This window comes from Dactylosporangium sp. NBC_01737, assembly GCF_035963215.1.
Taxonomy (GTDB): domain Bacteria; phylum Actinomycetota; class Actinomycetes; order Mycobacteriales; family Micromonosporaceae; genus Dactylosporangium.
Window position 1 is genome coordinate 12725562 of record NZ_CP109153.1, and the last position, 11991, is coordinate 12737552.

An 11991-nucleotide genomic window follows, 5' to 3' on the forward strand; every position below is an offset into this window, starting at 1 on the left:
GGCTCATCGTCGGGGGTGATGCTGCACGGTATGGCCGTGCTGCGGGGACTGCTCGTGCTGCAGGGTGCGTTCGGGCTCACCAGCACCCTCGGCGTGCTCACGCTGATGGGGTTCAACCCTGTGTACGCGGTCGCGCCGGTCGCGCACGCCGCGCTGCTCATGACCCTCGGCGCGCTGCTGGAGCGCCGGCGCTGGGCCCTGGTCACGACGATCGTCGCCGAGGTCCTCGCGGTCGCCGGCTGGCAGCTGCAGCTGGCGCTCGGCCTGCTGCCGCAGCTGGACTTCACCGTCAACCTCACCGGCCTGCTCACCACCCTCGCGCTGCCGGTGACGGTGCTGGTGCTGTGCGCCCGGCGGGTGACCGCCCGTGCGTGACTTCTGGCTCGGCGTCGCCCCCGAACACCGCGTCGGCCTGCTGTGCCTCATGGCATCGCCGCTGCTGCTCGTGCAGCTGCGCCGGTGGCGGGCCGCGGCGTTCGAGGAGCGGTGGTGCTCGGGTCTGCTCGGCACCCTCGCGATCGTCCACCTGGGACTCCCGCTGTGGTTCGGCTCGGTGCTGTCGGCCGGCCTGTTCGGGTGGCTGGCCGTGCGGTGCCTCACCGGCCGGTCATGGCGGGTCCAGACAGGGTTCCTGGTGACCGCACAGCTGCTGCTGTTCGTCGCCGCGTCCGGTGTACAGGCGGCGACCCCCGATCAGGTCGGCCTGACGGTGGCGGTGCTGGAGCTGGCGCTGCTGTCCATCTCCTGCCGGCGGGCTCTGGCGCGGGTGGGCACCGTCGCGCTGGTGTTCGTGTTCGGCACCGCGATGTGGGTGGTGTCCATCGCCGGGCACGACCATGACGGCGTCGACCGCATCCAGGCCGGCACGGTGCAGCGCCCGGCAGGCCCGCCGCCGACCGCCGTGGAGCGGGCCGCGGCCCGGGACCTCGCCGCGCAGGTCCGCGCGTCCACCGCCCGGTACGCGTCCCTGGCCGTGGCGGAGGCCGACGGCTACCACGCCACCGGCCCCCGGACCGGGACGCAGGTCCACTTCGAGCACAAGGGTCACCAGAACGACGGCCGGGTCCTGGACCCCGCGGCGCCGGAGCAGCTGGTGTACGCGGTCCGCGACGACCGGGCGCGCCTGCTCGGCGTGGTGTTCCAGGTGCCGGTCGCCGGCGCGGCCGGCCCGGCGATCGGCGGCGCCGACACCCGGTGGCACGCCCACGACGTGTGCGTGAGCCTGCTGCCGCCCGGGTTCGGCGTGGTGTCGCCGTTCGGGTCGTGCCCGGGGCTCGCATTCGCCACGACGATGCCGGAGATGATCCACGTGTGGGTGGTGGACCCGCCCGGCGGGCCCTACGCCGAGCACCTCGACGACGCCTGGGTCAACGCCTTGCCCTGATACTACGAATCCGTATAATCCTAAACCGTGATACTTGAGCTGCAGCGTGCCACGCACGCCACCCTGCAGGTCCTGTCGGCGCGCCTGGTCGACCTGGACCTGACCCCGTCGGAGCTCAACGCCCTCGGCAACCTCGCCGACGGCACCGGCCGCACCGTCTCCGAGCTCGGCGCCGCCGTCGGCAGCCGCCCCACCACCCTCACCGGCGTGCTCGACCGCCTGGAGCGGCGCGGCCTCATCACCCGCGGCACCCGCCCCGGCGACCGCCGCGCCGTGCTCATCACCCTCACCGACGACGGCGCCGCCACCGCGGCCGTCATCACCCGCGCCATCGCCGACCTCGAGGCGGAGACCCTCGCGGGGCTGCCCGCCGCCGCCGTCGAGGGCGCCCTGGCCGTCCTGCGGGCTCTGACGCGATGAGCGCCGCGTTCGACACGCTGTTCGCCGAGGTCGTCGGCGACACCGGCCGGTTCGGGCACCGCGAGCACGTGCACGTCACCTGGCTGGCGGTGCGCCGCTTCGGCACCGCCGAGGCCGTCGAGGTGATCAGCGACGGGATCCGGCGCACCGCCAGGTATGCCGGTGCGCCGCAGAAGTACCACGCCACGATCAGCCGCGCCTGGGTCGAGCTGGTCGCCTGCCACTCGGGCACGGGCGAGGAGGACTTCGACGCCTTCCTCGCCCGGTATCCGGACCTGCTCGACAGGCGACTGCTGGCCCGCTTCTACCGCAGCACCACCCTCGCCTCAGTGGCCGCCAGAAGCGGCTGGGTCGAGCCGGACCTGCACCCGATCCCCGTCTGACGGTGCGGCCCCGCTCTGGCGCCGCACGAACAGCATCACCAGCACCCCCGCCGCCAGGGCGAGGGCCCCCGCGACGAGCAGCGTCTGGTCCAGGGCGTCGGCGACGCCCACACGCGGGTCGCGGTGCGCGGCCAGGCGGTGGCTGAACACGGCCCCGAACACGGCCACCCCGAGGGCGAAGCCGAGCTGCCGGAACGTGTTCACCGCGCCGCTGGCCATGCCGCTGCGCTCCGGCGGTGCCGCCGCCAGAGCCGCCGAGGCGAGCACCGGCAGCACCATCGCGACGCCGACACCCGCCACGATCAGGCCCGGGATCAGCGCCGTCGCCGGGCTCGTCGCGGTCAGCCGCGCCTGCAGCAGGTCCCCGGCGCCGACGAGCAGCAGCCCCACCCCGATCGTCCACCGCGGCGCGACCCGCTGCAGGAGCCGGCCGCCGAACGCGGCGACGACGAACGCCGCGACGCTCATCGGCAGCGCGCCGAGCAGCCCGGCGTCGACCGGGCCCTTGCCGAGGAACTGCTGCAGCCAGACGGTGACGAACGGCAGGTACGCGAACGCCGCCGCCTGCGCGAGCACCGCCGCGACCATCAGGGTGCTGAACGACGCGCTCCGGAACAGCCGCAGGTCCAGCATCGGGTGGTCGGTGGACCGTTCCACGAGCACGAACACGACGAGGGCGGCCGCGGAGACGCCGAACGCGGTCAGGGTCGACGCGGCGGTCCAGCCGGCCTCGCCGCCGCGGATCAGGGCGTACGTGACCGCGGCCGCGCCGAGCGTGAACGCGACGGTGCCCGGCAGGTCGAAGCGCGCGTCGGTGCGCCCCTTCGACTCGGTGACGCCGCGGACCGTGAACCACAGCGCGAGAAGGCTGACCGGGAGGTTGACCAGGAAGATCCAGCGCCAGCCGAGATGCTCGGTGAGCAGCCCGCCGACGATCGGCCCGGCCGCCGCGGCGGCGCCGTTGACGGCACCCCAGACGCCGAAGGCGATGCCGCGGTCCTTCCCGCTGTACGTGACGCTGAGCAGCGCCACGGTGGTGGCGAACATCGCGGCGCCGCCGATGCCCTGCAGGAACCTGGCCGCGACCAGGACACCGGCACTGTCCGCGACGGCGCACAGCAGCGACGCGGCGGCGAACACCACCGTCCCTGCCAGGTACATCCGGCGCCGGCCGTGCCGGTCGGCCAGGGCGCCGGCGCCGAGCAGCAGCGCCGCGAGGGCCAGGGCGTACCCGTCGAGGACCCACTGCAGCCCGTCGAGGGACGCGTGCAGGTCGCCGGCGATGGCCGGCAGCGCCACCGTCACGATGGTGACGTCGACGAGCAGCATGAACGTGCCGATGGACACGGCGATCAGAGGGGACCATTTCCGCATGCCGACGACTGTCCGGCAACCCTGACCTCTACGCGAAGCCGGCAGACCGGATCCGGCGGATTCCGACATGAGCTACGGTTCGGTGGTGGAAATCGACACGCTGGACCGGCAGATCGTGGACGCGTTGCGGGTCGACGGGCGGGCCGGCTTCAGCCGCATCGCCGAGGTCCTCGGCGTCTCCGACCAGACGGTCGCCCGGCGGTTCCGCCGCCTGCGCGCCGAGGCCGGCGTCCGCGTCGTCGGCCTGCCCAACGGGATCCGGCTCGGCTACGACAAGTGGATGATCCGGGTGCAGAGCACCCCCGGCGGGGCGTCGGCGATCGGCGAGGCACTGGCCCGCCGCCCCGACACCACGTGGGTGACCATCGCCTCCGGCGGCACCGAGGTGACCTGCATCGTGCAGAATCCCGGCACCGCCGACCGCGACGCCCTGCTGCTGCAGAAGCTGCCGCACACCCCGCGGATCGTGTCCGTGCGCGCGCACTGCCTCATCCACTACTTCGCCGGCGGCGCGGTCGACCCCTCGGGCCCGACCGCCCTCACCCCGGAGCAGGCCGCGGCGGTCCTTCCACCGGCCGGCGACGACCCGGCCGTGCTGCTGGACTCCGACCAGCCCCTCGTCGCCGCCCTCGCCCATGACGGCCGCACCGGCCTGCCCGAGCTCGCGACCGCCACCGGCTGGTCGGAGTCCACCGTCCGGCGCCGCCTCGAGCACCTGCTGCGCACCGGCGCGCTGTTCTTCGACGTGGAGGTCAACCCGGTCCTGTTCGGCTACAACGCCCGCGTCCTGCTGTGGATGTCCGTCGCCCCCGCACACCTGGAGACCGTCGGCCAGGCCCTGGCCGGCCACCGCGAGGTCGTGTTCGCCGCCGCGACGACCGGCACGACCAACCTCGTCGCCACCGTCATCTGCCCCGACATGGCCGGCCTGTACGAGTACCTCACCCACCGCATCGGCCCCCTGCCCGGCGTGGAGCGCGTCGAGACCGCCCCGGCCCTGCGCCACGTGAAGCAGGTCGGCGCCGTCCCGGCAATCACCAGACCCTGAACGCCACTTCTTGTGTCGCTCACGGCGCCCTGAGAGGGTGAACCGGCACCTTGACGGTCGGAGAACGGCGCCGGTTGGAGAACGATGCAGGACGTCGACAGCGTTGCAATGACCATCGCCTCGAACGAATACCAGCGCAGGATTCAGCAGGCCCAGGCGGCAGCCGGGCGGGTCGATCAGACACCGGTCATCCTCGGCACTGGATTGACACTGATGCTGACTGCCGCTGCCGCCGCGCTGGCAGTGCTCTGGCCCACCAGGACCTCGGTGTTCTGGGTGTTCGCGGCAATCTTGAGCCTCAGCGCCGGGCTGTTCACCGTGCTGGTGTTGTACCGGGACTTTGTGGCACGAGTGACATTGACCGATGCCGAGAAGGCTCAGACCAGACTTCGAAACTATTTCGTCAGTCGAGCGCCCGAGGTCGAGCCGTACCTGTCGGACACCATCTACGACGACTGGCCGACGCCGTTCAACAACCCGTGGCGTAGCAAGACGTTTGCCGCCTGGCTGGTGCTCGCCGCGGCCGCCTCGATCTTTCTCGGCGGCGCGGTCACATTCGCCGCCGAGAGCGCGGCACCGCGCAGCGATGCCGGCGTCTTCGCGGCTGGATTCGCCGTCGCCGGGCTCTCCATGTGGCTGCTGACCATGGGATTGGTTCGCATGGCCCGCCGTCGAGCCAGACTCGACCGACCACTGTTCCCCCGGCCGGACCCGCCATCACCTCCGACCTGACCGCCCGGCGGGACGGACCTTAGGCTGGCCTGATGCGGAAGGTGGCGTCGGTGACCGGGTCGGCGTCGGGGATCGGGGCGGCCACCGCTCGGCGGCTGGCGGCCGACGGGATGACCGTGGTGGTCCACTCCCGGTCGAGCCGGGAGGCCACGAAGCTGTACCTCAGGGCCGCCGAACACGGCCACGACAAGGCGTTGTACGACCTCGGACTGCTGCTGGACCAGCCGGCGAGCACGCCCGGCCCTCGCCGTCTGGCAGCAGGGCAACGACGACGGCTCAGGCGGCGGCCACGCCGGCCCCGGCGGGCAGCGCCACGGGTGGCCCGGGCACGCCGGACGGCGGCACGGGCACCGGGACGCCCGGCTGTCCCGTGACCGCGGCGGGCCTGCTGGCCGCGCTCAAGGCCGCCGGGGACGGCGCCTACCGGCGGTATGGCTCGCCGGCGACCCTCGACCGGGTCGCCTGCTACCAGGGGTATGCCACCGGCTGGACGCCCCCGGGCGAAGGGCCAGGCGGCGGGATCCTGTTCCACTACGAGACCGCGACGGGCACGTGGCGTCCGCCGAACGTCGGCAGCGGCGGCTTCTGCGAGGGCTACGCCGCCCGCGAGATCGCCGACCACCTGCCCGGCTGCTCCTGGTAGCGGCGCGGGAGACGGGATGGACCTGACCTCTGACCCGGCCCCGCTGCTGCGGCAGCGGTGGCCGCGGTTCGCGACCGAGCTCGACGCGGCCCTCGGCGCCGCCGGCGAGCAGCGGCTGCGGAGGAAGGCCGGCCTCCTGCGGGTCGTGGCGATGTGCTCGTGCAAGGACGACTTCTGCCAGAGCTTCCACACCGTGCCGCCGACCGGCAAGCCGTACGGGCCGGGACACCGCAACATGTGCCTCGACCCGCCTTGGCCCGGCTACCTCATCCTCGACGTGGTCGGTGCCGCGATCGTCCACGTCGAGGTGCTCTACCGGCCGCCGCTGTCGTGAAGGTCAGGCCTTGCGCAGCCAGAAGGTGAGGCCGAGGGACTCGTCGGTGAACGCGGTGGCGTCCGGCCACGCCGGTTCGCCCGTGGCGTAGCCGGTGGCGAGGACGTCGTCGGTGACCAGGTCGCGGTGCTCCGTCAGGGCGAGGGCCGTGTCGTCGCGGGTGGTGGTGTAGCGCAGCTCGATCCGGTCGACGACGTCGAGGCCGCTGGACTTGCGGGCCTCCTGGATCTGCCGGACGGCGTCGCGGGCGAGGCCGGCGCGCTCCAGCTCCGGGGTGAGCCGCAGGTCCAGGGCGAGGGTGGCGCCGGAGTCCGCGGCGACCGTCCAGCCCTCCCGTGGGGTCTCGGTGATGAAGACCTCGTCCGGGGTCAGGTCGACCGGCTCACCGCCGACGACGACCGTCGCCGTGCCGGTGTCGCGCAGCGCGTCGCGCAGCACCAGCGCGTCGGCGGCGGCGATGACCTTGGCGACGTCCTGGACGCCCTTGCCGAACCGCTTGCCCAGGGCCCGGAAGTTGGCCTTGGCGGTCGCGTCGACCAGCGACGAACCGGCGGCGTCGACGGGGACGACGGCGGCGACGTTGAGCTCCGAGGCGATCTCTGCGAGGAGGTCCGCGGGGAGCTTGTCGAAGCCGCTCGCGGAGGCGAGGGCCCGTGACAGCGGCTGGCGGACGCGGATGCCGGAGTCGGCGCGGGCGGCGCGGCCCAGCTCGACCAGCCGCCGGGCGAGGGTCATCTGCGCCGACAGCGCAGGGTCGACCAGGGTGGCGTCGACCGCCGGGTACGCGGCGAGGTGCACCGACGGCGGCGAGCCGGGCACCGCGGCGACGACGATGTCCTGCCAGACCTGTTCGGTGATGAACGGGACGATCGGGGCGAGCAGCAGCGTCACCGTCGACACGACCTCGTGCAGGGTCGCCAGGGCCGCGGGGTCGCCGCGCCAGAAGCGGCGGCGGCTGCGTCGCACGTACCAGTTGGACAGGTCGTCGACGAACGCGGCGAGGAGCTTGCCGGTCTCGTGGGTGTCGAACGCGTCCATGGCGGCGTCGACGCGACCGACCAGGGTGTGCAGCTCCGAGAGCACCCAGCGGTCCATGACGGGCCGGTCGGCGACGGCGGGGTCCGAGGGCGACGGTGTCCAGCCGGCGGTGCGGCCGTACAGGGCCTGGAACGCGACCGTGTTCCAGTAGGTCAGCAGGGTCTTGCGGACCACCTCCTGCAGGGTGGTCGGCCCGACCCGGCGCGCGGACCAGGGTGAGCCGACGGCGGCCATGAACCAGCGGACCGCGTCGGCGCCGTGCTGGTCCATCAGCGGGATCGGCTGGAGGATGTTGCCGAGGTGCTTGGACATCTTGCGGCCGTCCTCGGCGAGGATGTGGCCGAGGCAGACCACGTTCTCGTAGGAGGAGCGGCCGAAGACGAGGGTGCTGACGGCCATCAGCGTGTAGAACCAGCCGCGGGTCTGGTCGATCGCCTCGGAGATGAACTGTGCCGGGAAGCGCTTCTCGAACAGCTCCGCGTTGCGGTACGGGTAGCCGAACTGCGCGAACGGCATCGCGCCCGAGTCGTACCAGGCGTCGATGACGTCCGGGACGCGGGTCGCGGTCGCGCCGCAGTGGCAGGCGAAGGTGATCTCGTCGATGAACGGGCGGTGCGGGTCCAGGTCCGCCAGGTCCCTGTCCGCGCGCTCCCCCAGCTCGGCCAGGGAGCCGATGCAGGTCAGGTGCTCCTCCGGGCAGCGCCAGATGGGCAGCGGCGTGCCCCAGTAGCGTTGCCGGGACAGCGCCCAGTCGACGTTGTTGACCAGCCAGTCGCCGTAGCGGCCGTGCTTGACGCTCTCCGGCTGCCAGTTGGTGCGCTCGTTCTCCCGCAGCAGGTCGTCGCGGACGGCGGTGGTCCGCACGTACCAGGACGGCTGCGCGTAGTAGATCAGTGCGGTGTGGCAGCGCCAGCAGTGCGGGTAGCTGTGCTCGTAGGGCACGTGCCGGAACAGCAGCCCCTTCGCGGCGAGGTCGTCGACCAGGGGCGTGTTCGCGTCGCGGAAGAACAGCCCGCCGACGAGCGCGAGCCCGGCCTCGAACGTGCCGTCGCGGCGCACCGGGTTGATCATCGGCAGGCCGTACGCGCGGCAGCTGGCGAGGTCGTCGGCGCCGAACGCCGGCGACTGGTGGACCAGGCCGGTGCCGCTGTCGGTGGTGACGTAGGACGCGAGGATCACGATGTGCGCGTCGGGCACGTCGACGAGGTCGAACGGCGGCCGGTACGTCCAGCGCTCCAGCTCCTTGCCGGTGAAGCGCTCACCGGTCAGCGTCCACCCCTCGCCGAGCACCGGCGCCACGAGCGGCTCGGCGAGCAGCAGCTGCTCGGTGCCGTCGGTCGCGACCACGTACGTGACGTCGGGGTTGACGGCGACGGCGGTGTTGGACACCAGCGTCCACGGCGTCGTCGTCCACACCAGCATCGCGACCCGGCCGGCGAGGGGGCCGGAGGTGAGCGGGAACCGGACGAACACCGACGGGTCGACGTCGGTCTCGTAACCCTGCGCCAGCTCATGGTCGGACAGCGCGGTCTGGTCCCGCGGGCACCACGGCGCGACCCGGAAGTCCTCGACGAGCAGGCCCTTGTCGAAGATCTGCTTGAGCGACCACCACACGGACTCGATGTAGGGCGGGTCCATGGTGCGGTACGCGTCGTCCATGTCGACCCAGTAGCCCATGCGGTGGGTGAGCTCGGCGAACGCGTCGGTGTGCCGGGTCACCGACTCGCGGCACTTCGCGTTGAACGCGGCGATGCCGTAGTCCTCGATGTCCTGCTTGCCGGTGAACCCGAGCTCCTTCTCCACGGCCAGCTCGACCGGCAGGCCGTGGCAGTCCCAGCCGGCCTTGCGCTCGACGTGGAAACCCTTCATCGTCCGGTACCGCGGGAAGACGTCCTTGAACACCCGCGCCTCGATGTGGTGGGCGCCGGGCATCCCGTTGGCGGTCGGCGGGCCCTCGTAGAACACCCATTCGGGCCGGCCGCGGGACTGCTCGAGGCTGCGGGCGAAGACGTCGTCACGCTGCCAGAAGCGCAGGACGTCGTGGTCCAGAGCGGGCAGGTCGACCTGGGCGGGCACGGCACGGTACATGTCAGGGCATGCTACCCGCCGCGCCGGCCGGGGTCCGCTCACCTCCGGGCGGGCGCTGCCGATGGCTACCGGAAGGCCACGAAAGGGAGGTCACGGGTGCCGGCTGCGTGGGGCCTGCCGTCGTCGCGGCGGCTCGTCGGTGCGGTCGCCGGGTGCCTGCTCGCCGGGGCCAGCTGGACGGCGCTGCCCGCACCGGCACTCGCGGCCCGCCGTCAGGGGGCATAAACCGAACCGTTCGTCGATACGATCACCGTCGATTACCGTGCAACGATCCAAGCCTGCGTTCTCCCGCGGTCTTCCGCTGTGCCTGGAGGTTTGTCAATGGTGGATCGGATCGTCGTGACCTTCGAGGGTGACGGGGCCGGCGTCGGCGGCCTGACCTGGGGGCAGCAGCAGGTGTGGCGGGCGATGGTCGAGGTCGACTCCTCGATGAGCATGGGCGGGGTCGTGCCGATCACCGACGGCCGTACCCTGCCGGACTTCGTCGAGGAGCTGCGGTTCCTGATGAGCCGCTACGCGGCGCTGCGCTCCCGCCTGGTCTTCGACGAGCCGTGGCACGCCACGTCGGTCGACGCGTGCCACCTGGTGCGGCAGGAGATCGCCGCCCGCGGCGAGGCGTACCTGGAGGTCCACGACGCCGGCCCCGGCGAGGACCCGGCCGCCGTCGCCGCCGCCGTGTTCACCGCCTGGAAGGCCCGCAACTTCGACTACGCCGCCGAGTGGCCGATCCGCGAGGCCGTCGTCCGGCAGGACGACACGATCACCCACGTCATAGTGCTCGTCTGCCACATCGCCGCCGACGGCAGCGGCCTCGGCACGATGATCCGCGAGATGGGCGAACGGGACCCCGTGACCCGGCAACCGCGCCGGCCGTACACCGCGATGCAGCCCCTCGCACTCGTCGCCGCGCAGCGCGGCGCGCAGAAGCAGACCGACACCGCGCTGCGCTACTGGGAGACGCAGCTGCGCTCGATCCGGCCGCGCCGCTTCCCCGTCACCGTCGACCGGGGCGAGCCGCGGTGGCGCCGGGTGGTGTGGCGTTCCACGGCGCTCATGCTGGCGTCGGAGCGGGTCGCCGCCGAGCTGGGCATCGACACCGCGCCGGTGCTCCTCGCCGCGTACGGCGCGGCGTTCAACACCGTGACCGGGCAGACGGCGCCGTTCGCCACGCAGGTCATCGTCAGCAACCGCTTCCGGCCCGGCCTCGCGGACGTCGTCACTCCCCTGGCCCAGAACGGCCTCGTCGTCGTCGACGTCAGCGGGGTCACCGCGCGGGACGTCATCGGCAGGGCCCGCCGGGCGTCGATGAACGCCTCGAAGCACGCCTACTACGAGCCGGCCGCCCGGCTCGCCCTCATCGACAGGATCGGCCTGCTCCACGGCGAGCCGGTCGACCTCGCCGTGTTCTACAACGACCGGCGGGTCGGCGTGCTCCAGGCCCCCGACCCGCTGGACACCGTGCCGAGCGACGCCGACATCCGCTCGGCGCTACCGCTGACCGAGCTGGTGTCGGAGACGCCGATGGTCTACTTCAACGAGAAGCTGATGGTGAACGTCGACGACGTCGTCGGCACGATCCAGATCACCGTCGAGGTCGACACGCACCACCTCGCGATCGAGGACCTGTACCGGCTGCTCGCGGAGATGGAGTCCTTCACCGTCTCCGCGGCCACGTCCGTGGATCAGGCGGTCGCCTCGATGTAGATGCTCTCGTCGTTGCGCAGGACCTGGTCGAGGTCGGCCACGTCCTGCCGCGCGCCCTCCCGGTACGCGCGCACCGCGATCCCCTCGGGGTCGAACCCGGCCGCGGTCAGCACGTGCCGCAGCTCCTCGAGGTCGTAGATCCAGCGGTGCCCGTACACGTAGAAGAGCTGGTTGAACATGAACGCGCCCCGCGGCGGCATCTTCGGCGCAACACCCGTCAGCGCCCGGTCGACCCGGCGGCGGTGCTTGCCGAAGAAACCGTCGCCGTTGACGTAGCTCTGCGCGTAGATCTTCAGGTCGGGCGTGGTGATCCGGACGAACCCGCCCGGCTTCAGCACCCGCTTGACCTCCTTGAGCCACGCGATACCGATCTTCATCGACACGTGCTCGATGAGGTGCTCCGCGTAGACCCAGTCGACGGCGTCGTCGACGACCGGCAGCGTCTGCGAGATGTCCATCTCGGCGAAGAACGCCGACCCGTCGACCCGGTAGATGTGACCCCGCTCCGACGTGAGCTCCGGGCTGCTGACCGACACCAGGTCGGTGCCGAGCGCCTGCGGATGGTCGGTCTTGAACGCGGCGAACTCGATGCCGGTGATGCCCAGCTGCTCGAGGTGCTCACGGGTGATGAGCTCGGTGCTCAGCAGCAGCTCAAGCTTCTCGCACTTGCCGAGATCTGCGGTGAACGAATCGACCACCGCCTCGATCCCCTGCGGGTCTTCCCAGTCCCAGGCTAAGGCCGGCGTATCGGTCGACATCGTTGGGGATTCCTTCCATGCAAAAGTTGATTGATCTAAACATGTCGTGCAGTGGCCCACAAGCAGCGGAGCGTGACAGCCCGTC

The 11991-nt window shown here is 72.1% G+C and carries 15 protein-coding genes; 11 read left to right on the forward strand and 4 right to left on the reverse strand.

Annotated elements, in window-relative coordinates; all coding sequences use genetic code 11:
* The first annotated feature begins 18 nt into the window (after positions 1–18).
* Genes OHA72_RS58680 through OHA72_RS58695 form a run of 4 tightly spaced genes read left to right on the forward strand, consistent with a single transcriptional unit; the run spans position 19 to position 2187 of the window.
* Positions 19–375 carry a hypothetical protein gene (locus tag OHA72_RS58680; protein WP_327004773.1) on the forward strand — a complete coding sequence of 119 codons (357 nt, stop codon included), beginning with the start codon at positions 19–21 and terminating at the stop codon, positions 373–375.
* Entirely contained in the window at positions 368–1384 is a 1017-nt protein-coding gene (locus OHA72_RS58685; RefSeq protein WP_327004774.1) for a hypothetical protein, read from the forward strand. Before OHA72_RS58680 ends, OHA72_RS58685 begins: the two co-directional genes overlap by 8 nt.
* Positions 1385–1411: 27 nt before the next feature.
* Positions 1412–1804: a MarR family winged helix-turn-helix transcriptional regulator gene (locus OHA72_RS58690; RefSeq protein ID WP_327004775.1), complete on the forward strand. Its 393-nt coding sequence runs from the start codon at positions 1412–1414 to the stop codon at positions 1802–1804.
* A complete protein-coding gene (locus OHA72_RS58695; protein WP_327004776.1) occupies positions 1801–2187 on the forward strand; it encodes a hypothetical protein in 387 nt (128 codons plus the stop codon). The genes OHA72_RS58690 and OHA72_RS58695 overlap by 4 nt, the downstream gene beginning before the upstream one ends.
* Here OHA72_RS58695 and OHA72_RS58700 read toward each other — a convergent pair.
* Complete coding sequence (locus OHA72_RS58700) at positions 2131–3561, reverse strand: MFS transporter (RefSeq protein ID WP_327004777.1); 1431 nt, start codon at positions 3559–3561, stop codon at positions 2131–2133. The genes OHA72_RS58695 and OHA72_RS58700 overlap by 57 nt on opposite strands.
* Before the next feature lie 85 nt (positions 3562–3646).
* On the opposite strand from OHA72_RS58700, the gene OHA72_RS58705 reads away from it, so the two are divergent.
* Together OHA72_RS58705 and OHA72_RS58710 are read left to right on the forward strand one after the other, a co-directional pair.
* Positions 3647–4609, forward strand: coding sequence for an Lrp/AsnC family transcriptional regulator (locus tag OHA72_RS58705; RefSeq protein ID WP_327004778.1), 963 nt, complete (start codon positions 3647–3649; stop codon positions 4607–4609).
* Positions 4610–4693: 84 nt separating this feature from the next.
* Entirely contained in the window at positions 4694–5341 is a 648-nt protein-coding gene (locus OHA72_RS58710) for a hypothetical protein (RefSeq protein WP_327004779.1), read from the forward strand.
* Between the two features lie 19 nt (positions 5342–5360).
* On the opposite strand, the gene OHA72_RS58715 is transcribed toward OHA72_RS58710, so the two are convergent.
* A complete protein-coding gene (locus OHA72_RS58715) occupies positions 5361–5492 on the reverse strand; it encodes a hypothetical protein (RefSeq protein ID WP_327011983.1) in 132 nt (43 codons plus the stop codon).
* On the opposite strand from OHA72_RS58715, the gene OHA72_RS58720 reads away from it, so the two are divergent.
* From OHA72_RS58720 to OHA72_RS58730, 3 genes are read left to right on the forward strand one after another with little or no spacing between them, the layout of a single operon-like run.
* Complete coding sequence (locus tag OHA72_RS58720; protein WP_327011877.1) at positions 5437–5715, forward strand: hypothetical protein; 279 nt, start codon at positions 5437–5439, stop codon at positions 5713–5715. The two genes, OHA72_RS58715 and OHA72_RS58720, sit on opposite strands and share 56 nt — an antisense overlap.
* Positions 5712–5984, forward strand: a complete 273-nt coding sequence (locus OHA72_RS58725) for a hypothetical protein (RefSeq protein WP_327004780.1) — start codon at positions 5712–5714, stop codon at positions 5982–5984. The genes OHA72_RS58720 and OHA72_RS58725 overlap by 4 nt, the downstream gene beginning before the upstream one ends.
* A gap of 16 nt (positions 5985–6000) precedes the next feature.
* Positions 6001–6318, forward strand: coding sequence for a hypothetical protein (locus tag OHA72_RS58730; RefSeq protein WP_327004781.1), 318 nt, complete (start codon positions 6001–6003; stop codon positions 6316–6318).
* Between the two features lie 3 nt (positions 6319–6321).
* Here OHA72_RS58730 and ileS read toward each other — a convergent pair whose 3' ends face one another.
* Positions 6322–9444 carry an isoleucine--tRNA ligase gene (ileS, locus tag OHA72_RS58735; RefSeq protein WP_327004782.1) on the reverse strand — a complete coding sequence of 1041 codons (3123 nt, stop codon included), beginning with the start codon at positions 9442–9444 and terminating at the stop codon, positions 6322–6324.
* 96 nt (positions 9445–9540) lie between these two features.
* Between ileS and OHA72_RS58740 the strand changes: the two genes are divergently transcribed.
* Both OHA72_RS58740 and OHA72_RS58745 read left to right on the forward strand, forming a co-directional pair.
* Positions 9541–9669, forward strand: coding sequence for a hypothetical protein (locus tag OHA72_RS58740; protein WP_327004783.1), 129 nt, complete (start codon positions 9541–9543; stop codon positions 9667–9669).
* Positions 9670–9765: 96 nt separating this feature from the next.
* Positions 9766–11148 carry a condensation domain-containing protein gene (locus OHA72_RS58745; protein WP_327004784.1) on the forward strand — a complete coding sequence of 461 codons (1383 nt, stop codon included), beginning with the start codon at positions 9766–9768 and terminating at the stop codon, positions 11146–11148.
* Here the strand turns inward: OHA72_RS58745 and OHA72_RS58750 are convergent.
* Positions 11127–11906 carry a class I SAM-dependent methyltransferase gene (locus tag OHA72_RS58750; RefSeq protein WP_327004785.1) on the reverse strand — a complete coding sequence of 260 codons (780 nt, stop codon included), beginning with the start codon at positions 11904–11906 and terminating at the stop codon, positions 11127–11129. The genes OHA72_RS58745 and OHA72_RS58750 overlap by 22 nt on opposite strands.
* Positions 11907–11991 lie beyond the last annotated feature (85 nt).